Genomic DNA, 24,220 nt, shown 5'->3' on the forward strand with positions numbered 1-24,220 from the left:
GCGTTGCCCTCAGTTGCAGTTTGATTCCCCTTGCAGTACTTGAAGCCTGCGGAGCATGTAACCGCAGGCTTTTTGTAGTTTTTCAGCAATATCGAAAAACTTCGGACTCGTCCGGAGGCAGGGCGATCAGCGCAGCGGACCGGGGGCCACACGGTGTGGTCCCCGACACGCATCGCAAGGAGAACGGCATGGCTCAGGGAACCGTCAAGTGGTTCAACGCTGAGAAGGGCTTCGGCTTCATCGCCCAGGAGGGCGGCGGCCCCGACGTCTTCGTTCACTACTCCGCCATCAACGCGAACGGCTTCCGTTCGCTGGAGGAGAACCAGACGGTCACCTTCGACGTCACCCAGGGCCCGAAGGGCCCGCAGGCGGAGAACGTCACCGCTGTCTGACCATCCTCTGATGATCTGATCGCTCGGGACCCCGACGGGTCCACCGGCGGCTCCCGACAGCCGTCACCATGAGCACAAGAGCAGTACCCAAGGGGGCCCGCCGTTCGGTGGGCCCCCTGCCTTTCGTCCTGGCCGACGCGCCGGCCAGGACGGGCACCGGACACGGCGAAGGGTCCTCCCCCGGTGGCGGGGAGGACCCTTCGGCGTGTCCGACGAGGATCAGGCGGCGGCAGCGGCCTTCGCGGAGGCCTGCGCCGGGATGGCGACCGGCTCGTCCAGCAGGTCACCCTGCGGGTTGTCGTAGGCCTCGCGATTGAGGATGCCCTCCCGAGCAGCAACGATGATCGGCGTTACAACTTGACCGGCGACGTTGGTCGCGGTGCGCATCATGTCCAGGATCGGGTCGATGGCGAGCAGCAGGCCGACGCCCTCCAGCGGCAGGCCCAGGGTGGACAGGGTCAGCGTCAGCATGACGATCGCACCGGTGAGGCCCGCGGTGGCGGCCGAACCGACCACCGAGACGAAGGCGATCAGGACGTAGTCCTTGATGCCGAGCTCGATGTTGTAGACCTGCGCGACGAAGATCGCGGCGATCGCCGGGTAGATCGCGGCGCAGCCGTCCATCTTGGTGGTGGCGCCGAACGGAACGGAGAACGACGCGTACTCGCTCGGGACGCCGAGGCGCTCCGTGACGCGGCGGGTGACCGGCAGGGTGCCGACCGAGGAGCGCGAGACGAAGGCCAGCTGGATCGCGGGCCAGGCGCCCTTGAAGAAGTGCAGCGGGTTGAGGCCGGCGGCGAAGCGCAGCAGCAGCGAGTAGACGACGAACAGGACCAGGGCGCAGCCGACGTAGATGTCCAGGGTCAGCGTGGCGAAGGGCTTGAGCAGGTCCCAGCCGTACTTGGCGACGGACTTGCCGATCAGGCCGAGGGTGCCGAGCGGGGAGAGCCGGATGACCCACCACAGTGCGGTCTGGGTCAGCTCCAGGACGGACTCGCTGAGCTTGAGGACCGGCTCGGCCTTGGCGCCGAGCTTGATGATCGCCGCGCCGACCACGACCGCCATGAAGACGATCTGCAGCACGTTCACCTTGGCGAAGGCGTCGACGATGTTGGTCGGGAAGATCCCGGTCAGGAAGTCGATCCAGGTGCCCTTGGAGTCGAGCGCCTTGAGGCCCTCGGTCTTCAGGTTGGTGCCTTGGCCGGGGTTGGTCAGCAGGCCCAGGCCCAGGCCGATGCCGACCGCGATCAGCGAGGTGATCATGAACCAGAGCAGCGTGCGGGTGGCCAGCCGGGCCGCGTTGGTGACGTTGCGCAGGTTGGCGACGCTGACCACGATCGCGGTGAACACCAGCGGCGGGACGGCCAGCTTCAGCAGCTGGACGAAGATCTTGCCGATGGTCTCCAGGGTGGTGGCCAGCCAGGAGATGTCGGCGGCCCGGGCCAGGTAGCCGAGGCCGACACCGAGCACGAGACCGGCGACGATCTGCACCCAGAACGGCGTCTTGCGGATACGGGCGAGCACGGACGGCGACGAGGTCGCCTCAGGCGCTGTGGACATGGGGGAGCGACTCCGGGGGAGGGCGTTGCTGACGGTGAGGTGAGGTGCGGGGCGGAGCGGGCGGCACGGCGCGGGGCCGGACGGGAGGGGTCGGGCCCCCGGTCAGGGGCGTGCCGCCGCGGTACAGCTCAGGGCAGTACAGATCAGGGCGCGACAACGGCGCGGGCTGTCCACAGCACCGGTCAGAGCGCACGGGCGGGCGGCGCCGGGCTGCGGGCCCGGGCCGTGCATCCGCAGTGCGTCTGAGGCTGTCATGGCCGATACGTTAGCAGTAAAGGTTTGAGATGTTCAAAGTAGTTGTTTGAGATGACGCGAACCCGCACCCCGCCGACACGCCGCCCCGCAGGCGAGTTCCGGACACGAACGAACCTGACGCCCCATCAGTCACGATCTCCGGGCAGATTGACCGCCGAGCAGTTATACGTATAACTTTGACGACGTCCCCGCCCCCGCCTGCCCAGACCGGAGAGGACGCCGATGGGCTACCTCGCCCTGCTCCGCGCCCCACACGTCACCCGCCTGCTCCTCGGCACCCTGCTCGGCCGCCTGCCCGCCGGCATGACCGCCCTGGTGATCGCCCTCGCCCTGCGCGAGGCCGGCGCGCCGTACGGGCGGATCGGGCTGGCCACCGCCGCCTACGCGATCTCGGCGGCCGTCGGCGGACCGGTCCTCGGCCGGATCGTGGACCGCACCGGGCAGCCGCGCGTCCTGCTCGCCTCGGCCGCGGTGGCCGGCGGCGGGTACGCGCTGCTCGCCCTCGCACCCGGCTCCCCGCTCGCCGCCACCGTCGGCGCCGCGGTCGCCGGCCTCGCCATGCCGCCGCTGGAACCCTGCTTGCGCTCGCTCTGGCCGGAGGTCGTCGAGGAGGAACAGCTCGACACCGCCTACGCGTTCGACTCGGCCTCGCAGCAGATCCTCTACGTCGCCGGGCCACTGGCCGTCGCCGGGATCGCCGGCCTGTTCAGCCCGGTGGTCGCGCTCTGGGCGGCCGCAGGCCTGGGCCTGGCCGGCGCGCTGATCGTGGCCACCACCGCACCCGCCAGGGCCTGGCGCGCCCCGGTCCGGGAACACTCCGCCGGACTGCTCGGACCGCTGCGCTCCCCCGGCCTGGTGCTGCTGCTGGTCGGACTGGCCGGGGCCGGCTGGGCGGTCGGCGCGCAGAACGTGCTGTTCATCGCCTACGCCGAACACCACGCCGACGCGCTGCCGGGCGGCGCCGGCACCCTGCTGGCCCTGGCCGCGCTCGGCGGACTGCTCGGCGCGCTCGCCTACGGAGCGGTCAAGTGGCGGCAGACCACCGCCACCCGCACCTGGGTGATGGCGCTCGCGATGGCCGTCTCCTACCTGCCGCTGGTCCTCCTGCCCGGGCCGTACCCGATGGCCGCGCTGGCCTTCCTGTCCGGAGTCATGCTGGCCCCGATGCTCGCGGCGGCGTTCGTCCTGGTCGCCGAGTTGGCCCCGACCGGCACGGTCACCGAGGCCTTCGCCTGGCTGGTGACGCTGTTCGCCACCGGCAACTCGCTCGGCTACGCGGTCTCCGGCAACCTCGCCGAGGGCTCGCTGCAGCCCGTCGCACTGTGCGCCTCCGGCGGGATCGCGCTCGGCGCGCTGCTGCTGTTCGGTGCCCGGCGCTGGTTCCACCCGGCGCCCGTGGCGCCCGTCCCGGCGCGGCCCGTCCCGGTGGGCTGAGCCCGCCCCCACGAACGACTGCGCCCACCGGCGGTCTGGCCGGTGGGCGCAGTCCCCTTTTCTCCACTGCTCGCGAGCGATCGGCCGCGGCAGCCCCGGCGGCCCGACGTCCCCGGACGGCCGCGTCCGACCCGGCGCCCCCTGGCGATCACGGCGGACGACCCGTAACCCGCCCGGACCGGCCCCGCGCAACGGACTCCCGCACCGGGAGTTCGACCGCCGGGAGCTCGATGGCCGGGCCCGGCGGTCGCTACTGCGCCGAGGCCGTGGAGGCCCGCAGGACCAGCGAGGTGGCGAGCGGCGCCACCGGCTCCACCCGCTCCCCGCGCAGCAGGCCCGCCAGCGCGGCCGCGCCCGCCCGGCCCAGTTCCTCGCCGGGCAGGTCGACGGTGGTCAGCGGCGGGGCGAGCAGCGCGGCCACCGCGACGTTGTCCATGCCGACCACGGACACGTCCTCCGGCACCCGCAGCCCCAGCTCGGCGGCGGCCTGGTAGACCCCGGAGGCGACCACGTCGTCGTCGCAGATCACCGCGCGCGGCCGGTCCGCCCGTGCCAGCAGGCGGTCCGCCACGGTCCGCGCGGCCCGGTGCCCCTCGTTCAGGCTCACTCCCAACTCCACTACGTCCAGGCCGAGTTCACGCGCGACTTGCTCGAAGGCGGCCTGCCGCACCCGAAAGGTGTACGCGGCGTGGGTGGAGCGCAGCCGGCCGATCCGGCGGTGGCCGAGCGCGGCCAGGTGCTCGACGGCGGCGCGCATTCCGCCGGCCACGTCGAGTTCGACGGTCGGGCGGGTGCGGTCGGTGCCCGGGTCGGCGTCCAGGAAGACGGCGGGGATGTCGGTGGGCAGTTCGCCGAGCTGGCTGTCGTCCGGGGAGCAGATCAGCAGGCCGTCGAAGCGGCCGGCGGTGGCGGCCTCGGCGAGGGTGGCACTGCCCCAGCCGGAACTGACCACGACCGCCAGGCCGTTGCGGCCGGCCTCCTGGTGGACCCCTTCCAGCACCCGGCCGAAGAACGGCCCCTGGAGGTTCGGCACGGCGAGCAGGATCATCCCGCTGCGGCCCAGCCGCAGTTGCCGGCCGGCCGCCTGCGGGCGGTAGCCGAGGCTGCGGGCCGCTTCCCGGACCCGCTGCCGGGTGGCCTCGGAGACCCGGCGGCCGGCCTCGGCGCCGGAGAAGACCAGCGACACGGTGGCCTGGGAGACCCCGGCGAGCCGGGCGACGTCGCGCCCGGTGGGCCGGCGGACGGGGGCAGGCCAGGTCCCGAGCGCGCTTTCGACGGACGACTGCCCGGACGACTGCCCGGACGACTGCCCGGACGACTGCCCGGACGGATGCCCGGCGGACTGCTCGACGGGCTGCTCGGACGGCTGCTCGACGGGCTGCCCGGACGGGTGCCCGGGCGGCGCGGAGTCTGGGGTCGCGGGCACGGCGGCTGCGGCGGGGCTCGGCGGTCGGGGTGGGGCCGGGGTCAGTTCTGCCCGGCAGCCGCCGCGCGGGCGGCGTCGTCCGCGGCGTCCTCCTCCGCGTTCTGCGCGGCGATCCGCTCGGCGGTGCGGTTGCGCATCCCGGTGACCTTGCCGCTGATCTGGGCGGACATCTCGTCACGCTGCCTGCTCAGCAGCGCGTAGCTGAGCGGCGCGGAGGCGACCGCGGCCAGCAGGAACAGGAAGACGACACCGGTCTGGCCGCTGACCGGGATGATCTGGAAGTGCCCGAGCAGCAGGGCCACCAGCAGGCAGCCGAGGAAGATGCTGACCCGCATGGAGGTGTAGCGGAGCGTGGCGTGCGACTTGTCCGGGCCGTTGCTGCTCACTGGAACACATCCTTCTCGTTGCGCGGGGCGGGTCCGGGCGGGGGTCGGGTCCTCCAGTCAAGCATGCCTGACGGCCGGAGCAGCCGGGGCCCCTCCTGCGCGGCGGGGCCCCGGCCGGACCGGGCTCCGGGGCGGGGGTCAGCGCAGGTCGAGCCACATGGTGATGTCGTCGCGGTCGTCCCCGGGGGCGACCCGGATCGCGGCCGGCACCCGGCCGACCTCCCGGTAGCCGCTGCGGGCGTAGAAGCCCTCCAGGCCCAGGCCGCCGCGCGCGGTGAGCCGCAGCGACTGCAGGCCCCACGCCCGCGCGATCCGCTCGGCCTCGGCGAGCAGTCCGGCGCCGTGGCCGCGGCCCTGGCAGTCGGGGTGCACCATGACCCGCTTGAGCATCCGCCAGTGCTCCATCGGGCCGAAGCGCATCGACTCGAAGAACAGCACGCCGACCAGCCGGCCGGTGTCGTCGTGCGCGACCAGCAGCCGGTCGGGGCCGTCCGGCCCGACCCCGGCGAACTGGCGGTCGGCGGTGTCCCACACCTCATCCTCGGTGACCGGCGCCACGAAGCCGACCGCGCCGCCGGCGTTGGTGACGTCGGCCCACAGGCGGACGACGTCCGCCCGCAGGTCGGGGTCGAGCTTCGGGTCGAGGGTGAAGGTGAGCGCCATGGACCGGAGCCTAGACCTCCGCGGTGACCGTCCTTCCGGCGGCACCGGCGGCACCGGCGGCACCCGGGCGGTCGGTCCGTCCGGTGCGCAGCGCCAGGCAGAGCCCGACCGCGACCGCGCACAGTGCGCCGGCGCCGTACCAGGTCAGGTCGTAGTTCCCGAGCGCGTCGCGGGCCAGGCCGGCCAGCCCGGCGACGACGGCCGCGCCGATCTGGTGGCTGGCCAGGACCCAGCCGAAGACGATCGGGGCGTCCTCGCCGAAGTGCCGGCGGCACAGCGCGACGGTCGGCGGCACGGTGGCGACCCAGTCCAGGCCGTAGAAGACCACGAAGGCGAGGATCGGCGGCTTCAGCGAGCCGGCCATCAGCTGCGGCAGCAGGAGCAGGGACAGGCCGCGCAGCCCGTAGTAGACCGTCAGCAGCGCCCGGGAGTCGACCCGGTCGGTGAGCCAGCCGCTGAAGACGGTGCCGACCACGTCGAAGACGCCGATCAGGGCGAGCAGGCTCGCGGCGGTGGTGACCGGCATGCCGTGGTCGTGCGCGGCCGGGATGAAGTGGGTGCCGACCAGGCCGGCGGTGGTGGCGCCGCAGATCGCGAAGGAACCGGCCAGCAGCCAGAACGCACGGATGCGGGCGGCGTCGCGCAGCACCCGCAGCGAGCGGGCCAGGGCGCGGCCGTCGGTGACGGGCGCGCCGGGCCCCTCCTGCCCGTTGGCGGGCAAGGAGAGCGGCGCCTCGGTCGCGCCGTACGGGAGCAGGCCGACATCGGCGGGCCGTTCGCGCATCAGCAGCAGCACCGGGACGGCGACGGCGCTGGCGGCGAGCGAGACCACGACCACGGCCGACCGCCAGCCGTGCTGTTCGACCAGCCAGGCGCCGACCGGCAGGAAGACCAGGTTGCCGGCCGCGCCGGCGGCGGTGAGCACCCCGGTGACCAGGCCCTGGCGGGCCTGGAACCAGCGGCCGGTGATGGTGGTGGCGAAGGCGCCCGCCATCGAGCCGCTGCCGAGGCCGACCAGCACGCCCCAGCAGAGCACCAGTTGCCAGGGCTGGCGCATCAGCATGGTGAGCCCGGAGCCGACGGAGATGGTCAGCAGTGCGCAGACCACCACCAGGCGGACCCCGAACCGGTCCATCAGCGCGGCGGCGAAGGGGGCGGTGAGGCCGTAGAGGGTCAGGTTGACGGAGGTGGCGGCGGAGATGGTCCCGAGCGACCAGCCGAACTCGTTGTGCAGGGCGTCCATCATCAGGCTCGGCGTGGAGCGGAAGCCGGCCGAGCCGAGCAGGACGAGCAGGGCGACGCCCGCCACCACCCAGGCGTAGTGGACCCGGGGGCGCCCGGTGGGGCCGGGGTCGGGGGCGGGTCCCGGGGCCGGAGCGGGAGCGGAGTCGGTGGCGGGTCCGGGGCCGGGTTCGGGTGTGGGGGCGAGGGCGCTGCGTTCGGTCACGCGACGAGTGTTCCGGGCCGCCGGGGCCCGGACGAGTGGCCTGAATGACAGCTTTCGCAAGAATCGGGCCACGACCGGGCGTACGCTGGCCCGGACCCCACCGACACCCGAGGGGACGGCATGGCACACCTGGTCGCGGTACTCGCCCTGGAGGGCGTGATCGCCTTCGAACTGGGCATCCCCGCCCGCATCTTCGGCGGTGCCAAGGACGCGGCCGGGCGGCCCCACTACGAGGTGGCCACCTGCACCCCGGACGGACGGCCGGTCGCCACCAGCGCCGACTTCAGGGTCACGGTCGACCACGGGCCCGAACTGCTGGAGCGGGCCGACACGGTGGTGATCCCGGCCTCCGCCGACGCCGGTCCGGCGGGCGTCGACGCCTGCTTCACCCCGGCGCTGGCCGAGGCCCTGGCCCGGATCCGGCCCGGCACCCGGCTGATGTCGATCTGCACCGGCTCCTTCGTCCTGGCCGCCGCCGGGCTGCTGGACGGCCGACCGGCCACCACCCACTGGCGGTACACCGAGCACTTCGCCCGGATGTACCCCCGGGTACGGCTCGACCCCGACGTGCTCTACACCGACGACGGCGACGTCCTCACCTCCGGCGGGGTCGCCGCCGGGGTGGACCTCTGCCTGCACGTGGTGCGCCGTGACCACGGCAGCGCGGTGGCCAACGCGGTGGCCCGCAGCTGCCTGGTCCCGCCGTGGCGCGAGGGCGGCCAGAAGCAGTACGTGGAGGCCCCGAGCCCGGTGGACTCCGGCGGCCACGGCACCGCCGCGGTGCGCGCCTGGGCCCTGGAGCACCTGGACCAGCCGCTCGAACTGCGCCGGCTCGCCGACCGGGCGGGGATGAGCGTACGGACCTTCACCCGGCGCTTCCGCGAGGAGACCGGCGCCAGCCCCGGCCAGTGGATCACCACGCAGCGCACCGAGCGGGCCCGCCAACTGCTGGAGCGGACCGACCTGACGATCGACCAGGTCGCCCGGGAGTCCGGCTTCGGCACCGCCGCCTCGCTGCGGCTGCAACTACGCGGCCGGCTCGACGTGGCGCCGAGCGCCTACCGGCGCACCTTCCGCACCACCCCCCGCTAGCGTCCGCGGCAGGCCCACCGGAGGCGGTCCCGGGAACGATCCGGCAAAGGACCGCCGGGTGGCCGGATCCAGCCCCCCGCGCGGTGACGCATTGGATGGCGGCAGGCCGCGCGCACCCCGAGCACGGAACGGCACGCCGCCATCCAACCGCGACGCGCGGGCCCTGAACCCGCGCCGCGGCCTCCGCACTCGCCGAGGAGCGGCCCGCGACCGGCAGTCCGCGGCCCCCTCGCTGACACGATCCCCCTGGACAGCGGCACCGCGGCGGTGGTCGGACGGCCCCTCGGCGTCCCCTCGCAACGGAGAGCCGCACCCAAGCGTGATCAGTCGGATACGTCACGTCAATGGGTAGTCCGAAATTCGGAATGGTTGCGTCACCTTTCGGCCGGTGATCGCCACGGGTCCGCGGCCGTCGCGACAGCCGCTATTGCGCCAAAGCCGCCCAGTCCACGTCCGCGAGCGGATCGGCCGGGCGGGCAGCGGCGCCGATCTCGCACCAGACCCGCTTGCCCGAGCCGTCCGGGTACCAGCCCCAGCGCTCGCAGAGCAGCTCGACCAGCTCCAGGCCACGGCCGTTGGTCGCGTCCTCGTCGGCCCCGGCGTGCCGCGGGGCGGGGGCGGCCCGGCTGGCGTCGGCGACCTCCACCCGCAGCGGGGCGGCCGGCCCGTCCGCCCCCTCCGCGTCCCCGGCCATCGGCAGGCAGAGCCGCAGCACGGCCGGACAGCCCGTGTGCACCACGGCGTTGGTCACCAGCTCCGAGACCACCAGCACAACGGTCTCGGCCATCGGCGCGTCCGGGTCCACCCCGTGGTTCAACAGCCGCGAGCGCACCCACCGACGGGCCCGGCCGACCTCGGCGGGGTCCGCCTGCACCGCAAGCTGTACCTGAAGAACCTGCACCGCTCCACCACCCGCACTCGCAGTTCGGCCTAAGTCCCGATCGGGCCGGATCGACCGGCCGGCGGGTCCTCGCACTCCGCCCGGCGCCACCCGGGCCGCACCCGGGCGACCGCCCGGTCCGTCCGCCCGCGCCCGCTCGTCCGCGCCGGCTCGTCGCTCTCGCACCGGCCGCGACACGAGTACGCCTCAGGATGGGCGGGCGGACGGACCGCAGCAAGCGCTTCGGGCATATTCCGGCGATCGGGGGACAGGCAGTGCATACTGTCCCGCTCACTCTCGCGAGCCTCGTACCGGCGCTCGTCCGGCCCGGGCCGACCCGCCGGTCCGCAGTCGGGAACCTACCGCCGGACGCCCCCGGCGCCCCGCCCGCCACTCGCGAACCACCCGTGCGACATATGTCCAGCGGCGCTCGAACAGCGGCCCCGGCCGACGGCCCCACGCGCGGACCGTCCCACCATGGGACGATCCACGCCGCCGTGACGGACCGGAGGATGAGGATCCGCGAGACCGGGTTCCGTTCTTGCCGGATTCCCTCCACCGCGGACCGGCCGCAAGATACCGTTGGGTAAGCCAGCGACCCCGGGCAGGAGGGTGGTTCCCGATGGCCACCCCGGAGCGGCCCCCGCGCTGGGACGAGCAGTTGCAACGCCGCCTCGCGCGCGGCGAGGAGACCGCGCTCGGCGAACTCTACGACCAGCTCGCGCCGATGGTGCACGGCCTGGCCGGGCGGATACTGGCCGACCAGGCGGCCGCCGCCCAACTCACCCGGGAGATCTTCGCCCACGTCTGGGAGCACCCCGAGGACTTCGACCCCGCCCAGGGCACCCTGCGCTCCTGGCTCGGCGCGCTCACCCACCGCCGCGCCGTCGACCGGCTGCGGGCGCGGCGGGCCGCCGAACGCGTGCCGGGCTGCGACCCTCAGGGCGCGGAGGCGGAGATCCGCGCCGTGGCCACCGCCGCGCGCGTCCAGTACGTGGTCGACTCCCTGCCCCAACCCCTGCGGGAGACCATCGCGGTGACGTACTACGACGGCCGCACCTACCGGGAGACGGCCCGCCTGCTCGGCATCAGCGAGCAGGCCGCCAAGCAGCGGATGCGGCTCGGACTGGAGCTGCTGGCAACCGAACTGGCCGAGGAACGCGCCCGCCAGGACGACACCGGGGACGGGGAGACGTGAGCAGCACTGAGGAGCAGCACGACGCCCTGCGCTCGCTGCTCGGCGCCTGGGCCCTCGGCGCCTGCCCGACCCGCGACGCGGCCGACCTGGAACGGCACCTGCGCACCTGCCCGGAGTGCGCCGAGGAGGCGGCCCGGCTGCGCGACGCGGCCGGCTGGCTCTCGCTGGACGAACCGCTGGACCAGCCCGGCTCACTGCGCCAGCAGGTGATCGACTGGTGCCTGACCCGCCGCCCGGCCGAACTGCCCGTCCCCGCCTGGGGCATGCCCTACACCGCGGAGACCGCCAAGCTGGACGCGCTGCTGCGCGACCTCGGCCCGGAGGAGTGGCAGGAGGTCGCCGAACTGCCGTGGCACGGCGGTACCGAGCGGCTGCGCCCGGCCGAGGTGCTCGGCCGGCTGACCGCCGTGGACGGCTTCCTGGCGCTCGCCCTCGGCCTGCCCGACCCGGTGCCGGCCGGCCCGGGCGCCACCGCCGCGGCCGCCGAACGGCGGGTCCCGCCGCAGGACCAGGCCGTTCCGGCCGCGCTGCCGCGCGTCCCGCCGCAGGGCGGCCCGTACGGCGCGATCGCCGCGCGCACCGCCCGGATGCTCGCGGAGCAGGGCGCGCTGGCACCGCAGTCGGTGCGCTCCCGGTGGCGGCGGCAGACCCACGACCTGGTGCGCAGCGCGGCGCTCGCGCCGCAGGGCAACACCCCGGTCGACTACGGCGGCACCGTGCTGCCGCTGCGCGACGCGTTCGTGGACCGCGCCCTGGAGTGCTACGTGCACGGCGAGGACGTGGCCCGCGCGGTCGCCTACCCGTACGACCCGCCGGCGCCGCAGCACCTGCGGCAGATGGTGGAGCTGGTGGTCCGGCTGCTCCCCCGGGCGCTGGCCGGCCTGCGCGCGGAGCGTCCCGAGCACGCCGGGGCACCGGCGGCGCCGGACCACGGGGGCCGGACCGCCCGGCGGCTGCGGCTGGTGATCGACGGCCCGGCCGCCGGCGAGTGGCTGGTCCCGCTGGACGGCGGCGACGGCCCGGACGGGGCGAACGGGGCGAACGGCCCGGGCGGGCCGGACGCGGGGCCGCCGTCCGGCGGTGAGCCGGTGGCCTCGATGGTGCTGGACGGCCTGGAGCTCTGCCAGCTGGCCGCCGCGCACCGCGACCCGGACCGGCTGCCGGTCGGCGAGCACGGGGACCGGGCCGCGGTCCGCGAGGTGCTGCACGCGCTCCCGCTGCTGTCCCGGCCGTAGCGGTCACGCGCGGCGCCGCCCCAGGCGCTCAGGCGCTCAGGCGGTCAGGCGCTCAGGCGGTCAGGCGGTCAGGCGGTCAGGCGGTCAGGCGGTCAGGCGAAGACGACCGTGCGGGCGCCGTCGAGCAGCACCCGGTGCTCGCTGTGCCACTTCACCGCGCGGGCCAGCGCCTGGCACTCGACGTCCCGGCCGAGCGCGACCAGCTGGTCCGGGCTGACGTCGTGGGTGACCCGGGCGACCTCCTGCTCGATGATCGGGCCCTCGTCCAGGTCGGCGGTGACGTAGTGCGCGGTGGCGCCGATCAGCTTCACGCCGCGGGCGTGTGCCTGGTGGTACGGCTTGGCGCCCTTGAAGCTCGGCAGGAAGGAGTGGTGGATGTTGATCACGCGGCCGGACAGCTCGGTGCAGAGCTGGTCGGAGAGCACCTGCATGTAGCGCGCCAGCACGACCAGTTCGACCTCCTCCGCGGCGACCAGGTCCAGCAGCCGCTGCTCGGCCTCCGCCTTGGTGTCCTTGGTGACCGGGATGTGGTGGAAGGGGATCCCGTAGCCCTCGGTCAGGTCCTGGAGGTCGGTGTGGTTGGAGACCACGGCGGCGATCTCGACCTGCAGGGCGCCGATCCGGTTGCGGTAGAGCAGGTCGTTCAGGCAGTGCCCGAACTTGCTGACCATGAGGACGATCCGCATCCGCTCGTCGGTCGGGTGGATCTGCCAGTCCATCCCGAAGGAGGCGCCGATCGCGGCGAAGCTGGCCCGCAGCTTGTCGGCGGTGACCACCTCGGGGGCGGAGAAGTGCACCCGCATGAAGAAGAGCCCGGTATCGCCGTCACCGAACTGCTGGCTGTCGATGATGTTGCAGCCGGTCATGAAGAGGTAGCTGGAGACAGCGTGGACGATGCCCTGCTTGTCGGGGCAGGACAGCGTGAGGACGTACTGGGCACCGGCCGGCTGCTGTTCCACTGGGCGTATCCCGTTCTGAGGTCGTGACGTGCGCGGACTGTCCAGCGTGTCACATCCTGGACAGCCGCCGCCCCGCTGCCCGTACTGCGGGACGGCACCGTCCGGCCGGCCCGGCCCGGGGGTCAGACCTGGGTGAGGATGCGCAGCACGTCCAGCGACCTGGGCGCCGCGTCCGGGTCGTCCCCGTCGTTGGTGGCGAGCAGCACGTGCGCCTCACGGGCGGCCCGGACGGTCTCCGGCCAGCCGGGGTGGCCGAGGTAGGCGGAGGCCGGGGCGTCCGCGCCGACCTCGTGCAGCATCTGCACCGCCCGCAGCACCGCGACGTCGACCAGCGCGGCCTCGGCGGAGTCGCGGACCACGGTGCCGACGTACTTCTCGGCGGACCAGCGGTCCAGCCAGGTGTCCTCGACCAGCCGGTAGACGGCGTCGGTGACGTCGCCGTAGCCGTCCCGGCCGGTCAGCCAGGCCTCCTGCTGGAAACCGGGGTCGGACAGCATGTGCAGCGCCGAGCGCAGTCGGGCTCGCCAGCGCCACCAGGGCAGGTCGTTGAGCGGCATGCCGCCCATGGTGCTGGAGCGGTGGCCCGGACGAGAAGAGTTTCGGGCGGACCGGTGCGAAGAATCTGTGCTGACGGACATGGTCAACGATCGTACGTTCCCCGTCCGTTCGTACTCCACTCCTGATCTACACGCGTACCCCTTCGGATTTCAGCCGCCGTTTGCCGACCGTTCGCACTTCGGCCCTCTCGGCTTGTGCCACCGGGGCTTGGCTGATTCCGGTGCGCCGGAGTGCGCCCCAGAGAGGGAAGACCGATGACCAGCCGAAGGGACTCGCTCCACTCCCGCCCCCCGATCGGACGGCGCCGCCGCCGACGTCCGATCGCCGCCGCCGCGACCGCCGCGGTGCTGTTCCCCACCCTCTTCTCGGCCTCCGCGTGCGGCGGACCGGCCGATGCTTCCACCAGCGGCGCCGACCTGACCGTGATGACCTGGGCCCCTTCCGGGACCGGCTCCGCCGACCGGCCGGGCATGACCGCGATCGCCTCCGCGATCGGCCAGGACGTCAACACCAAGGGCGGGCTGAACGGCCACCGGCTGCGGGTGATCACCTGCAACGAGCACAACACCGCCGACGGCGCCCGCGCCTGCGCCCAGCAGGCGGTGGACGCCAGGGCCGTCGCCGTGCTCGGCTCCTACAGCCAGTGGGGCGAGGCCTTCATGCCGGTGCTGGAGCGCGCGAACATCCCGCTGATCGGCGGCTACGGGCTCTCCCAGCCCGAGTTCTCCAGCCCGCTGTCCTACCCGGTGGACGGCGGCCTGCCGGCCCTGGTCGCGGGCAGCGGCCGCCAGTTGGTCGACGCCGGCTGCAAGGCCGTGTCGCTGGTCCGCCCGGACACCCCGGCCGGCGACAGCCTGGTCGGCTACCTGGGCACCGCGCTGCGGCCGGCCGGGATCAAGCTGCTGGACGTCAAGGCTCCCGAGCAGTCCTCCGACTACACCACGGTGGCCCGCAAGGCGGTCGGCAGGGACGAGCCGGGCAACTGCGTCACCAGCGCCCTGGCCGCCGAGCCGACCGGCAATCTGCTGGACTCCTACCGGCGGCTCAACACGAGGAACACCAAGCTCGCCTCGGTGATCGGCAGCGTGCAGCAGTCGGTGGTCGACTCCACCGGCGGCGACTCCGGCCCGCTCAGCGGCGCCTACGTCGCGAGCTGGTACCCGCCGGAGTCGGCGAAGATCTGGGACGGGCTGCGCTCGGTGGTGCGCGCCGACACCACCGGCGGCAGCACCATCGACGTCTCCGACCCCGGGGTGCAGACCACCTGGGTCGCGTACGAGGTGTTCCGGGCGGTGTCGCAGAAGCTGTCGGAGGCCGGCAAGCCGGTCACCCCGAAGTCGGTCACCGGGCTGCTGGACTCCGGCGAGGGCATCGACGTCGGGCTGACCCCGCCGCTGAACTGGGGCACCACCAGCATGCTGCCCAGCACCGCGTCGCCCCGGCTGGTGAACACCTGGGTCACCTACCAGGTGGTGAAGAACGGCCGGATGACCCTGCAGCAGCCGGGCTTCGTGGACGTCCGCTGGGTGCTCACCGGGGGCCGCCCGCCGGCCTGACGCGCACGGGGCGGGCCGGGAACGGCCCGCCCCGGCCCGTCGGCCGGGTTCAGAGGTCGCCGTCGCCGCGGCTGGGCAGTCCGGTCTGGCCGGCGATCGCGTTCCAGAGCGTGGAGGCCTGCTTCTTCGCGTTGGTCGCGGTGCCGCTGGCCTGGACGGCGTTCTTGTAGTGCTGGTTGTCCTGCTTCTTCGCGTCGCAGGAGGTCTGCGCGTCCTGCGCCCACGCCGCGTACTCGTCGTCGGCCTGGGCCGAGGCGGTCCAGGCCGCGTTCAGCTGCTCGACCAGCTGCTGGCCGCCCGGCAGCTTGTCGGTCTTGAGCTGGCCGAGCTTGGTCTGCAGCTCGCGCCGCTTTCCGGCCGCGGCGGTCAGGGCCTGCTGGGACTCGGGCAGCTTGTCGCACTTCTGCACCGAGGCGACCGAGGAGACCACGGCGCTCCGGCTGTCGCTCGCGGTGCCCAGCAGGTCCGACAGCGGCTGCGCCTGCGCCTTGACGTCCGGGTCGACGGCGGCGCCGGAACCGCTCGCGCTCGCCGCGCCGGTGCCGGCGCCGGCGCCCGTGGTGGCCCCGGCCACCGGGGTGGTCTTCTTGCCGGTCCCGGTGTCGTCGCCACCGCTCATCAGGACGGCGACCAGGATGCCGGCCGCCGCACAGCCCGCCACCACCCCGCCGATGATCAGCTTGTTGGACGGACGGCCGCCCCGGGCCGACCCGCCCCCCTGGGTCGCGTCGAAGCCCGGCCCGCGGTCCGGGGCGTACCCCTGGCCGTGGTCCTGCGCCGGGTAGGCCGGCTGGTGCTGCGCCGCCGGCGGGTAGGCCTGGTAACCGGGCGCGGGCTGCTGCTGCGGGAAGCCGGGCTGGGCCTGCGGCACCGCCGCCGGGTAGCCGCCCGCCTGCGGGTCGCCGACCGGGTACGGCGGCAGGTACTGGGTCTCCGGGGCCTGGTCGGCCTGCGGCGCGCCGTACCCGGGCTGCGGCGCGCCCCACGGGGCGCCCGGCCCGGGCGCCGGCTGCGCGGGCGGAGCCTGGTTCGGCAGCGCGTACGCACCCTCGCCGAGGTACTCCGGCTGCCCGGACGGCTGTCCCACCGGCGGCACCGCGGAGTGGCCCTGCGGCCGGCCGGGGAACGACGGCTGTCCGGGCTGCTCCTGGAACTGCGGCTGGCCCGGCTGGCCCTGCGGCTGGCCGGGCTCGGGGCGGAACAGATCGTCCAGGTTGAAGTCACCCGAGTTGGGGTACGAGCGGCGCTGACTCAACGCGATTCCTCACCTGTGCAGGACCGCGCGCTGACGGCGGACCACATCTCGTCGGTTCTTGGGAGCATCACAGTTCCTTGGACGTCGCGCCCACGCTACCGGTTCACCTCACCGGGTGACCACGCGGGCGGGACATCCGTCACGCTCCCTGCACGGACGGTACGGGTCCGCCGTCGCTCAGGCCGCCTCCGCGTCCGCCCTGGCGTGGAACTCGCGGACCACCCGCTGCTCCCGGTAGGGCTCCAGCCGGCGCCGGAACTCGTCCAGGTACTCCACGCCCCGGTTGGAGCGCAGTCCGCTCAGCAGCCGGACGGCCTGGGTGCCCGTCTCGCAGGCGCGTTCCAGGTCCCGCTGCTGCAACTGCGCGGTGGCCAGCAGCACCAGGTCCACCGCCCGGCGCCGGACCCGGGTCGGCGGGTGCAGGTCGAGCGCCCGGCGGGCGTAGTGCTCGGCCTGACCGGCCTGTTCCAGGTCACGGTGGCAGTGGGCCAGCTCGTCGGCGAGGTAGGCGTCGTCGAAGTGGACGATCCAGTCCGGGTCGTCCTCCGGGCGGCGCTTCTCCATCATCTCCAGCGCCCTGGCCGACACCGCCTCGCAGGAGCGGGCGTCCCCGAGCAGGGCGTGGCCGCGGGCCTCGGCGGCGTAGAACATCGCCATCGCCGTCGGGGTGGCGACCGACCGGGCGCCCTCCTGCGCGGCGCGGGCGAGCTGGGCGATCTCCCGCGGGTTGCCGAGCGTCGCCGCCAGGTGACTCATCGAGGCCGCCAGCACGTAGCCGCCGTAGCCGCGGTCGTCGGCCGCCTGGGCGAGCCGGAGCGCCTGGATGTAGTAGCGCTGGGCCAGCCCCGGCTGCCCGGTGTCCACCGCCATGTAGCCGGCGAGCTCCGTCAACCTGGCCACCGCGGCGAAGAGTTGGCGACCGGTCTCCTCCCGGTAGGCGCCGCCGAGCAGGCCGGAGACCACCGAGTTGAGGTAGTGCACCACCACCGGCCGCACGTGCCCGCTGCCGAAGCGGTGGTCCAGGTCGACCAGCATCGCGGTGGTCGCCTTGATCGCGGCCACGTCGGTCGGGCCGACCCGGGGGCCGCCGGTGCGGGCCACCACCGGGTCCGGCGGGGTGATCAGCCAGTCCCGGCTGGGCTCCACCAGCGCGGAGGCGGCGACCGTCGCCCCGGTCAGGAAGTCACGGCGCCCGACGTCGCTGCGCCAGAGCTCGCAGACCTGCTCCAGGGCGGCGCCGAGCGTCGGCGCGAACTGCAGCCCGATGCCCGAGCTGAGGTTCTTGCCGTCCGCCATGCCGATCTCCTCGACCGACACGCTGCGGCCGAGTTTGCGGCCCAGGGCCTCGGCGATCACCGCCGGCGCCTGGCCGCGCGGCTGCTGACCGCGCAGCCAGCGGGCGACGGAGGTCTTGTCGTAGCGCAGGTCCAGACCGTGCTCGGCGCCGCAGAGGTTGACCCTCCGGGCCAGGCCGGCGTTGGAGCAGCTGGCCTCCTGGATCAGTTGCTGCAGACGCTCGTTGGGCTGTCGTGCGACGAGTGGTCTCGCGGCCATTGGGCTTCGCCTCCCCACACCCTCCGGTCCCGGCCGGCGGGCGACGATTCTGCTGATCTGTTGCCGACTGTCCGACCGTCCAAGGAATCTGACACCAGGTTAGCGATCAGCAACGCCACCGGGATACCCACGGTGACGATCCGCACCCCCCTTGCGCCCTGGGAAATGCTCCTGTGCGCCCCCGCTGCGCCTGCCCTCGGCCGCCCCAACTCGGTCGAGTAACCGGAACGGGTGACATTGCCGGGATGCACCCAACCGGGCAGCGCCGGGCCGTAACCAGGCTCACACACGGTAGTTGAGCAGCCCGTGGAAGACATCCCCGACGCCTCCGGCCAGGACAAGAACGCCGACCTGCATCCGCTGCTCATCGAAGCCGTCGGCTACGCCGAGAACCGCCACTGGGAGGTCGCACCGGGCGCCTGGCTGATCGACGGCGACGGGCCGGCCCACTGCTCCTGCGGCGACCACCGCTGCACGCTGCCGGGCGCCCACCCGCTGGACGCGGACTGGGCCCGCAGGGCGAGCGCCGGGCCGGGCGCGGTGCGTCGTTGGTGGACCGAGCGCCCCCAGGCCTCGATCCTGCTGCCCACCGGCCGCTCCTTCGACGTCCTGGACGTCCCGGAGACCGCGGGCTGCCTGGCGCTGGCCCGGATGGAACGGATGGACCTCCAGCTCGGCCCGGTCGCGGTGCTGCCCGTCGCACCCGGCCGGATCGGCCGCCGGCTGCACTTCCTGGTGCTGCCCGGGGTCGCGGCCAAGCTCCCGGAGATGCTCCGCAAGCTCGGCTGGCCGCCCGGCCGGCTGGACCTGGTCGCCCGCGGCGAGGGGGACTGGACGGTGGCCCCGCCGTCCCGGATCGGCTCCACCGGCTACGCCCAGTGGGCCCGCTCCCCCTCCGCGCTCAACCGCTGGCTGCCCGACGCCGCCGAACTGATCAGCCCGCTCGCGTACGCCTGCGGCCGCGAGGCACCCGCCCACCACGCCGCCCGCGCCGCCCAGCCGGCCGCGGTGGGCTGAGCACGGCCGGCCGGCCGCCCGTTCGCCCTCCCCCCGAACGGCCGCCCTACGCCGATCGGGCGAGGGCGCGCACCGCGCGACACAACGCGCACGAGTGACGGGCCCCGTCTCCCACCGGAGACGGGGCCCGTCATACGCATATCCGGATAAGGCTTCCGTGTACCCGCTGGTCAACCGGAGAAGCCCCTCGTACGAGTGACAGCGCTCAAGGATTGCCATGATCGGCCGAGGGGAGGAATTGCGGTGCGTGGGAACGCCGGAAGGGTCGCTCGGACGGGGAAGCCGGGCGAGGCGCTGGAGGGGAGCCGGGAGGGAGCCCGGGCGGGAGCAGGGAGGGACGGAGGGGAGCAGGGAGGGAAGAGGGAGGGACGGGGAGGACGAGCAGGGCCCGCTGCAGGGAGAGCAGCGGGCCCTGGCCGTCTTCACGGCCTCGCCGTACCGGGAGCCCCGGCGGGCGCCGGGGCCGTCGGCCCCGGCGCCCGGCCTCAGGCCTGGGCGACGAAGACGTGCTGGGCGATGTCCTTGCCCAGCTCCGCCGCGTTGTCCCCGCTGCCGACCAGCACGCCGGCCACCCCGGCGCTCACCTTGACCGTGGAGCCCGGCCGGACGCCGGCCCGGCGCAGCGTGCTCATCAGCGCACTGTCGGTCTGGATCGGCTCGCCGATCCGGCGGACCACCACGTCGGCCCCGGAATCGCCCGGCTTGACGCTGTCCAGCGGGACGAGCCCCGCGTCGAAGCCCTCCCCCTCGGCCTTGGCGTCGCCCAGCTCGTCCAGGCCCGGGATCGGGTTGCCGTACGGGGACTGGGTCGGGTGGCCGAGCATGGCGAGCACCTTGCGCTCGACCGTCTCGCTCATCACGTGCTCCCAGCGGCAGGCCTCCTCGTGCACCTGCTCCCACTCCAGGCCGATCACGTCGACGAGCAGGCACTCCGCGATGCGGTGCTTGCGCATGACGCGCACCGCGAGGCGGCGGCCGTCCTCGGTGAGTTCGAGGTGGCGGTCCCCGGCGACCTGGAGCAGCCCGTCGCGCTCCATCCGGCCGACCGTCTGGCTGACCGTGGGGCCGCTCTGTTCCAGGCGCTCCGCGATCCGGGCGCGCATCGGGACGATGCCCTCCTCCTCCAACTCCAGGATGGTGCGAAGGTACATCTCAGTGGTGTCGATCAGCCCAGACATCGCCGCTGGCTCCGTTCTTCGGTGTCCTCATCGCCAATTCTGACGTACCGGGGCGGCAACCGGGCCCGCGCGGGGGCTTCGGGTACGGGATTTCGTTCCTGTTGACAGCGGGACCGCCGGGGCGCGACCGTGCTCGCCGTAGCTTTCTCCACCGGCGGTCTGGACCACCCGGACCGTCCCACCCGGCCGGCTCCCCCACCGGCAGAGAGCGGAGGCCCCAGATGAACGACCTGGTCGGCAGGTACTTCGACGCCGCGATTGGTCACCTCCAGCGGGTCCGCGAGGAGGAGGCCGACACCATCGAGGCCGCCGCCGCGCTGCTGGCGGAGGCGATGGCGCAGGGCCGCCGGGTCTTCACCTTCGGTGCCGGACATTCCTCGCTGCCGGCCCAGGACGTGGTCTACCGGGCCGGCGGTCTGGTCCCGGTGAACCTGCTGAACGTGCCCGGGACGGCCGGGGTGACGGTGATGCCCGCGCCGCTGTCGAGCGCCCTGGAGCGGGTCTCCGGGCTGGCCACCGCGACCCTGGACCTGACCCCGGCGACCACCGGGGACCTGCTGTTCGTGATCTCGCTTTCCGGCCGTCAGGTCATGCCCGTCGAGCTGGCCCGGCACGCCCGGGACCGCGGTCTGAAGGTGGTCGGGGTGACCTCGCTGGCCTACCCCGCGGAGGTGCCCTCGGCGCACCCGTCCGGCACGTACCTGAAGGACCACTGCGACGTGGTGCTGGACAGCAAGATCGCGGTCGGCGACGGCGAGCTGACCCACCCGGGCGCCGAGACCACCTTCGGCCCGGTCTCCACCATCGTGACCAGCGCGCTGATGCAGGCCGTGGTCGCCTCGGCGGTGGGCCGGCTGGCCGACCTGGCGGCCGCCGGCGAGGCCCCCGCCCCGCCGCTGTTCCGCTCCGGGAACGTCCCGGGCGGTACCGAGTGGAACGCGCGGCAGATGGCCGACAACGCCGACCGGGTCCTCTACACCTACTGACCCCCGGCCGCGTCGTCCGGAGCCCCCGGTCCCGGACCCGGCCGCACCCGCCGGAGCCCGGCACGCCCGCCCGCCCTCCGCGCCCCGCACGCTGGGTGGCTGCCCGACCACGGGGCGTACCGGACAATCCACCGGGCCTTCCCGGCCATTGCGGGCCGCCCCGGGCGGCACCAGGCGTACCGGGAAGCCGCCCGGGGCAGGAGAGCGGTGCGACCGGAGCGACGGGTGGGGGCCGAACATGGCGTCTGGTGCGGGACGGACCGGGTGGGTGCGTGAGCGGGACCTGCTGCCCGGGTTCTTCTGGGCCGCCGACACGGCCTCGCTGCGCGGCCAGCGGCGCTCGGTGCTGCTCTCCGCCTGGGAGCTGGTCCTACTGGTGGTCGCCGCCGCGACCGGCTCCGCCGACGGCGAGCCCTGGGCCTGGCCCGCCGCCGTCGCCTACCTCGGTGCGGTCGCGCTGGCGGTGGTGATCAGCCGGCAGAATCCGCAGGGCCTCTGGTACGAGGGGCGGGCGGCCGCCGAATCGGTGAAGACCCTGGTCTGGAAGTACGCCGTCCGGGCCGACGCCTACCAGCCGCCGCCGCGCACCCTGCCGGACGCCGAGGGCCTGTACCGCTTCCAGCTCGGCCGGGTGCTCGGCGCCTTCCGGAACAGCCCGGTCGCCGTGCCGGGCGGCGGGACGGAGATCACGGCGGCGATGCGGGACCTGCGCGAGCAGCCGCTCGCGGTGCGCCGCGAGGTGTACCTGGGCGAGCGGATCCACGTGCAGCACGACTGGTACCGCGCCAAGGCCCGCTACTGCGCGCGGGCCGGCCACTGGGCCGGGGTGCTGGGCGTGCTGCTGCCCGCGCTCGGGCTGGTCCTCGCGCTGCTGCGGGCGCTCGGCGCGTTCACCTACGACGCGCTGGGCACCGTCTCCGCGGTGGCCGCCTCGGTCACCGCCTGGGCGCAGCTGCGCCAGTACCGCCCGCTGGCCGCCGCGTACGCGCTGGCCGCCGAGGAACTGGCGCAGATCCAGCAGCAGCTCGCCGAGCTGGACCTGGACGCCCTGGAGGCCGAGGAGGTCTGGGCCCGGCTGGCCCGGGACGCCGAGGATGCGATCTCCCGCGAGCACACCACCTGGCAGGCCCGCCGGGAGGTGCGCACCACCAGCGACCGGGAGCACGAGGACGACCAGGAGCACGAGGACGACGGGGAGCAGCGGAACGACCGGGTCCCGGGGGCCGGCCCGGAGCACCCAACCGACCGGGAGCACTGAGGAGGCCGCAGGTGTCGTTACGGATGGTCAAGACCGCGGACGACCGCGCCCTCGCGGTCGAGTCCCTCGGCGACCCGCGCGGCCGGCCGGTGTTCCTGCTGCACGGCATGCCCGGCAGCCGGGTCGGCCCGCACCCGCGCAGCACCGTGCTGTACCGGCTCGGCGTGCGGCTGATCTCGTACGACCGGCCCGGTTACGGCGACTCGACCCGGCTGTCCGGCCGCCGGGTGTGCGCGGCGGCGGCCGACGTGCGGGCCATCGCCGACGAGTTCGGGCTGGAGAGCTTCGCGGTGCTCGGCCGCTCCGGAGGCGGCCCGCACGCCCTGGCCTGCGCGGCGCTGCTGCCGGAGCGGGTCAGCCGGGTCGCGGTGCTGGTGGGTCTCGCACCGCGCAACGCGACCGGCCTCGACTGGTACGCCGGGATGACCCCGTCCAACGTCCGCGCGTACCAGGAGGCCGAGCGCGGGCACGGGCGGATCGCCGACGCGATGGAGTTCCGCTCCCGGCAGATCAAGGACGACCCGGTCCGGCTGCTGAACGGGCTGCGCACCGAACTCTCCCCCGCCGACCGGGAGGTGGTGGCCGACAGCGGGCTGCGGCGGATGCTGCAGAGCAACTACCGGGAGGCGTTCCGGCACGGCGCGGACGGCTGGATCGACGACGTGCTGGCCTTCACCGCCGACTGGGGCTTCCAGGTCGGGTCCATCCGGGTGCCGACCTGGCTCTGGCACGGCGCCGACGACCAGTTCTCGCCGGTCGACCACTCCCGCTGGCTGGCCGACCACATCCCGGACGCCGAACTGTTCCTGGAGCCCGGCGCCGCGCACTTCGGGGCGTTCCGGGTGATGACCACCGCCCTGGCCTGGGCGGCGGGCTGACCCCTCAGGGCCGTACCGGGGTGACCGGCTCCCGCCCGTCGAGCACCGCCAGCACGTTGTCCACCGCCAGGCCGCCCATCGCCTGCCGGGTGGCGACGGTGGCGCTGCCCAGGTGCGGGGCCAGCACCGCGCGCTCCTGGGCGAGCAGCGCGGAGGGGACGGCGGGCTCGTGCTCGAAGTTGTCGACGGCGGCGGCGAACAGCGCGCCGGACTCCAGCGCGGCGGCCAGCGCCTCCTCGTCCACCACCCCGGCGGTCATGCTGACCACCACCGCGCCGCGCGGCAGCAGCGCCAGCCGGCGGGCGTCCAGCAGGTGCCGGGTGGCGTCGCCGAGCGGGCAGGTGACGACCAGCACGGTGGAGGTCGCGAGCAGTTCCTCCAGCGGCTTCAGGTCGGCGTCCCCGGCCTGCTCGGGCGGCAGTTCGCGGCGGTTGTGGTAGCTGACCGGCATGTCGAAGGCGCGGGCCCGGCGGGCCACCGCCTGCCCGATCCGGCCCATGCCGAGCACGCCCAGCGGGGTGCCGGCCAGCTCCATGCCGAGCAGGAAGTCGGGCGCCCAGGTCCAGGGCGTGCCGGAGCGCAGCAGCCGCTCGCCCTCGCCGAGCCGGCGGGTGGCGGCCAGCAGCAGCGCCCAGGCCATGTCGGCGGTGGCGGCGGTGAGCACGCCGGGGGTGTGCGACACCAGCACGCCGCGCTCGGCGCAGGCCGCCAGGTCGACGTTGTGGTAGCCGACCGCGTGGTTGGCGACGATCCGCAGCCCGGGGCCGGCCGCGTCGAGGAACTCGCCGTCCACCCGGTCGTCCAGGGTGGTGAGCACGGCCCGCCGGCCCCGGACGGCGGCGAGCAGCTCGGCCCGGTCCATCGCCAGGTCGGAGTCGTGGCTGGTGACGGCGTGGTGGGCGGTGAGCCGTTCGATGACGCCGGGCGCGAGGCGCCGGGTGACCAGGACCGGGGGCGGGGTGTTCCGGCCGGTGGTCCGCCCGTCGTGCTCGCTCATGCGCCCGCCCCGCCCCGCTCGGCAGGGGCGCTCGCCCACGCACACCTCTCGACCAT

Annotated in this window: 22 protein-coding genes; 10 read left to right on the forward strand and 12 right to left on the reverse strand. The window is 74.3% G+C overall.

The annotated features are described in order from the left end of the window. The first annotated feature begins 188 nt into the window (after positions 1–188). Complete coding sequence (locus AB0D10_RS17995) at positions 189–392, forward strand: cold-shock protein (protein WP_189920031.1); 204 nt, start codon at positions 189–191, stop codon at positions 390–392. Positions 393–611: 219 nt separating this feature from the next. Here the strand turns inward: AB0D10_RS17995 and AB0D10_RS18000 are convergent, their stop codons facing one another. Then, on the reverse strand, positions 612–1,952 hold the full coding sequence (locus AB0D10_RS18000; protein WP_360257074.1) for a dicarboxylate/amino acid:cation symporter: 1,341 nt from the start codon (positions 1,950–1,952) through the stop codon (positions 612–614). Between the two features lie 477 nt (positions 1,953–2,429). On the opposite strand from AB0D10_RS18000, the gene AB0D10_RS18005 reads away from it, so the two are divergent. Beyond that, positions 2,430–3,641 carry an MFS transporter gene (locus tag AB0D10_RS18005; protein WP_360257076.1) on the forward strand — a complete coding sequence of 404 codons (1,212 nt, stop codon included), beginning with the start codon at positions 2,430–2,432 and terminating at the stop codon, positions 3,639–3,641. A 250-nt stretch (positions 3,642–3,891) separates the two neighbouring features. Here AB0D10_RS18005 and AB0D10_RS18010 read toward each other — a convergent pair whose 3' ends face one another. The 4 genes from AB0D10_RS18010 to AB0D10_RS18025 form a co-directional block, all read right to left on the reverse strand. Continuing rightward, positions 3,892–5,067 carry a substrate-binding domain-containing protein gene (locus AB0D10_RS18010; protein WP_360257078.1) on the reverse strand — a complete coding sequence of 392 codons (1,176 nt, stop codon included), beginning with the start codon at positions 5,065–5,067 and terminating at the stop codon, positions 3,892–3,894. Between the two features lie 41 nt (positions 5,068–5,108). Continuing rightward, entirely contained in the window at positions 5,109–5,453 is a 345-nt protein-coding gene (locus AB0D10_RS18015) for a DUF4229 domain-containing protein (protein WP_360257080.1), read from the reverse strand. Between the two features lie 138 nt (positions 5,454–5,591). Continuing rightward, positions 5,592–6,116 carry a GNAT family N-acetyltransferase gene (locus AB0D10_RS18020; protein ID WP_360257083.1) on the reverse strand — a complete coding sequence of 175 codons (525 nt, stop codon included), beginning with the start codon at positions 6,114–6,116 and terminating at the stop codon, positions 5,592–5,594. A gap of 10 nt (positions 6,117–6,126) precedes the next feature. Further along, positions 6,127–7,563 carry an MFS transporter gene (locus tag AB0D10_RS18025; RefSeq protein ID WP_360257086.1) on the reverse strand — a complete coding sequence of 479 codons (1,437 nt, stop codon included), beginning with the start codon at positions 7,561–7,563 and terminating at the stop codon, positions 6,127–6,129. Between the two features lie 120 nt (positions 7,564–7,683). On the opposite strand from AB0D10_RS18025, the gene AB0D10_RS18030 reads away from it, so the two are divergent. Next, positions 7,684–8,655 carry a helix-turn-helix domain-containing protein gene (locus tag AB0D10_RS18030; protein ID WP_360257088.1) on the forward strand — a complete coding sequence of 324 codons (972 nt, stop codon included), beginning with the start codon at positions 7,684–7,686 and terminating at the stop codon, positions 8,653–8,655. 424 nt (positions 8,656–9,079) lie between these two features. Here the strand turns inward: AB0D10_RS18030 and AB0D10_RS18035 are convergent, their stop codons facing one another. Beyond that, positions 9,080–9,556: an ATP-binding protein gene (locus AB0D10_RS18035; RefSeq protein WP_360257091.1), complete on the reverse strand. Its 477-nt coding sequence runs from the start codon at positions 9,554–9,556 to the stop codon at positions 9,080–9,082. Between the two features lie 601 nt (positions 9,557–10,157). Between AB0D10_RS18035 and AB0D10_RS18040 the strand changes: the two genes are divergently transcribed. Next, the gene (locus AB0D10_RS18040; protein ID WP_360257093.1) at positions 10,158–10,733 is read left to right on the forward strand and encodes a sigma-70 family RNA polymerase sigma factor; all 576 of its coding nucleotides are present in this window, start codon (positions 10,158–10,160) and stop codon (positions 10,731–10,733) included. Further along, complete coding sequence (locus AB0D10_RS18045; RefSeq protein WP_360257095.1) at positions 10,730–11,968, forward strand: zf-HC2 domain-containing protein; 1,239 nt, start codon at positions 10,730–10,732, stop codon at positions 11,966–11,968. The genes AB0D10_RS18040 and AB0D10_RS18045 overlap by 4 nt, the downstream gene beginning before the upstream one ends. Before the next feature lie 92 nt (positions 11,969–12,060). Here AB0D10_RS18045 and purU read toward each other — a convergent pair whose 3' ends face one another. Then, complete coding sequence (gene purU, locus AB0D10_RS18050; RefSeq protein ID WP_360257097.1) at positions 12,061–12,927, reverse strand: formyltetrahydrofolate deformylase; 867 nt, start codon at positions 12,925–12,927, stop codon at positions 12,061–12,063. Between the two features lie 122 nt (positions 12,928–13,049). Beyond that, on the reverse strand, positions 13,050–13,565 hold the full coding sequence (locus AB0D10_RS18055; RefSeq protein WP_360257099.1) for a hypothetical protein: 516 nt from the start codon (positions 13,563–13,565) through the stop codon (positions 13,050–13,052). Between the two features lie 174 nt (positions 13,566–13,739). Here AB0D10_RS18055 and AB0D10_RS18060 point away from each other — a divergent pair, with 174 nt between their 5' ends. Then, a complete protein-coding gene (locus tag AB0D10_RS18060) occupies positions 13,740–15,041 on the forward strand; it encodes an ABC transporter substrate-binding protein (RefSeq protein ID WP_360257101.1) in 1,302 nt (433 codons plus the stop codon). 49 nt (positions 15,042–15,090) lie between these two features. On the opposite strand, the gene AB0D10_RS18065 is transcribed toward AB0D10_RS18060, so the two are convergent. Both AB0D10_RS18065 and AB0D10_RS18070 read right to left on the reverse strand, forming a co-directional pair. Then, the gene (locus AB0D10_RS18065; protein ID WP_360257104.1) at positions 15,091–16,296 is read right to left on the reverse strand and encodes a hypothetical protein; all 1,206 of its coding nucleotides are present in this window, start codon (positions 16,294–16,296) and stop codon (positions 15,091–15,093) included. Positions 16,297–16,473: 177 nt separating this feature from the next. Continuing rightward, positions 16,474–17,850 carry a transcriptional regulator gene (locus AB0D10_RS18070; RefSeq protein WP_360257106.1) on the reverse strand — a complete coding sequence of 459 codons (1,377 nt, stop codon included), beginning with the start codon at positions 17,848–17,850 and terminating at the stop codon, positions 16,474–16,476. Positions 17,851–18,156: 306 nt separating this feature from the next. On the opposite strand from AB0D10_RS18070, the gene AB0D10_RS18075 reads away from it, so the two are divergent. Then, positions 18,157–18,867 carry a bifunctional DNA primase/polymerase gene (locus AB0D10_RS18075; RefSeq protein WP_360257108.1) on the forward strand — a complete coding sequence of 237 codons (711 nt, stop codon included), beginning with the start codon at positions 18,157–18,159 and terminating at the stop codon, positions 18,865–18,867. Between the two features lie 485 nt (positions 18,868–19,352). On the opposite strand, the gene AB0D10_RS18080 is transcribed toward AB0D10_RS18075, so the two are convergent. Then, a complete protein-coding gene (locus AB0D10_RS18080) occupies positions 19,353–20,045 on the reverse strand; it encodes a metal-dependent transcriptional regulator (protein ID WP_360257111.1) in 693 nt (230 codons plus the stop codon). A 221-nt stretch (positions 20,046–20,266) separates the two neighbouring features. Between AB0D10_RS18080 and AB0D10_RS18085 the strand changes: the two genes are divergently transcribed. The 3 genes from AB0D10_RS18085 (at position 20,267) to AB0D10_RS18095 (ending at position 23,167) form a co-directional block, all read left to right on the forward strand. After that, positions 20,267–21,031, forward strand: coding sequence for an SIS domain-containing protein (locus AB0D10_RS18085; RefSeq protein WP_360257113.1), 765 nt, complete (start codon positions 20,267–20,269; stop codon positions 21,029–21,031). Positions 21,032–21,299: 268 nt separating this feature from the next. Beyond that, positions 21,300–22,289: a DUF4231 domain-containing protein gene (locus tag AB0D10_RS18090; protein WP_360257116.1), complete on the forward strand. Its 990-nt coding sequence runs from the start codon at positions 21,300–21,302 to the stop codon at positions 22,287–22,289. A gap of 23 nt (positions 22,290–22,312) precedes the next feature. Next, positions 22,313–23,167 carry an alpha/beta fold hydrolase gene (locus tag AB0D10_RS18095; RefSeq protein WP_360257294.1) on the forward strand — a complete coding sequence of 285 codons (855 nt, stop codon included), beginning with the start codon at positions 22,313–22,315 and terminating at the stop codon, positions 23,165–23,167. A 4-nt stretch (positions 23,168–23,171) separates the two neighbouring features. Here AB0D10_RS18095 and AB0D10_RS18100 read toward each other — a convergent pair whose 3' ends face one another. Further along, complete coding sequence (locus AB0D10_RS18100; RefSeq protein ID WP_360257118.1) at positions 23,172–24,164, reverse strand: D-glycerate dehydrogenase; 993 nt, start codon at positions 24,162–24,164, stop codon at positions 23,172–23,174. Positions 24,165–24,220 lie beyond the last annotated feature (56 nt).

The sequence above is a fragment of the Kitasatospora sp. NPDC048545 genome, assembly GCF_040651155.1.
In the GTDB taxonomy this organism is placed as follows: domain Bacteria; phylum Actinomycetota; class Actinomycetes; order Streptomycetales; family Streptomycetaceae; genus Kitasatospora.

Excerpts from the sequence above, each read along its gene's own strand:
- AB0D10_RS17995 (WP_189920031.1), top strand. The coding sequence starts at position 189 with ATGGCTCAGGGAACCGTCAAGTGGTTCAACGCTGAGAAGGGCTTCGGC.
- AB0D10_RS18000 (WP_360257074.1), bottom strand. The coding sequence starts at position 1,952 with ATGTCCACAGCGCCTGAGGCGACCTCGTCGCCGTCCGTGCTCGCCCGT.
- AB0D10_RS18005 (WP_360257076.1), top strand. The coding sequence starts at position 2,430 with ATGGGCTACCTCGCCCTGCTCCGCGCCCCACACGTCACCCGCCTGCTC.
- AB0D10_RS18020 (WP_360257083.1), bottom strand. The coding sequence starts at position 6,116 with ATGGCGCTCACCTTCACCCTCGACCCGAAGCTCGACCCCGACCTGCGG.
- AB0D10_RS18030 (WP_360257088.1), top strand. The coding sequence starts at position 7,684 with ATGGCACACCTGGTCGCGGTACTCGCCCTGGAGGGCGTGATCGCCTTC.
- AB0D10_RS18040 (WP_360257093.1), top strand. The coding sequence starts at position 10,158 with ATGGCCACCCCGGAGCGGCCCCCGCGCTGGGACGAGCAGTTGCAACGC.
- AB0D10_RS18055 (WP_360257099.1), bottom strand. The coding sequence starts at position 13,565 with ATGTCCGTCAGCACAGATTCTTCGCACCGGTCCGCCCGAAACTCTTCT.
- AB0D10_RS18060 (WP_360257101.1), top strand. The coding sequence starts at position 13,740 with ATGACCAGCCGAAGGGACTCGCTCCACTCCCGCCCCCCGATCGGACGG.
- AB0D10_RS18070 (WP_360257106.1), bottom strand. The coding sequence starts at position 17,850 with ATGGCCGCGAGACCACTCGTCGCACGACAGCCCAACGAGCGTCTGCAG.
- AB0D10_RS18080 (WP_360257111.1), bottom strand. The coding sequence starts at position 20,045 with ATGTCTGGGCTGATCGACACCACTGAGATGTACCTTCGCACCATCCTG.
- AB0D10_RS18085 (WP_360257113.1), top strand. The coding sequence starts at position 20,267 with ATGAACGACCTGGTCGGCAGGTACTTCGACGCCGCGATTGGTCACCTC.
- AB0D10_RS18095 (WP_360257294.1), top strand. The coding sequence starts at position 22,313 with ATGGTCAAGACCGCGGACGACCGCGCCCTCGCGGTCGAGTCCCTCGGC.
- AB0D10_RS18100 (WP_360257118.1), bottom strand. The coding sequence starts at position 24,164 with ATGAGCGAGCACGACGGGCGGACCACCGGCCGGAACACCCCGCCCCCG.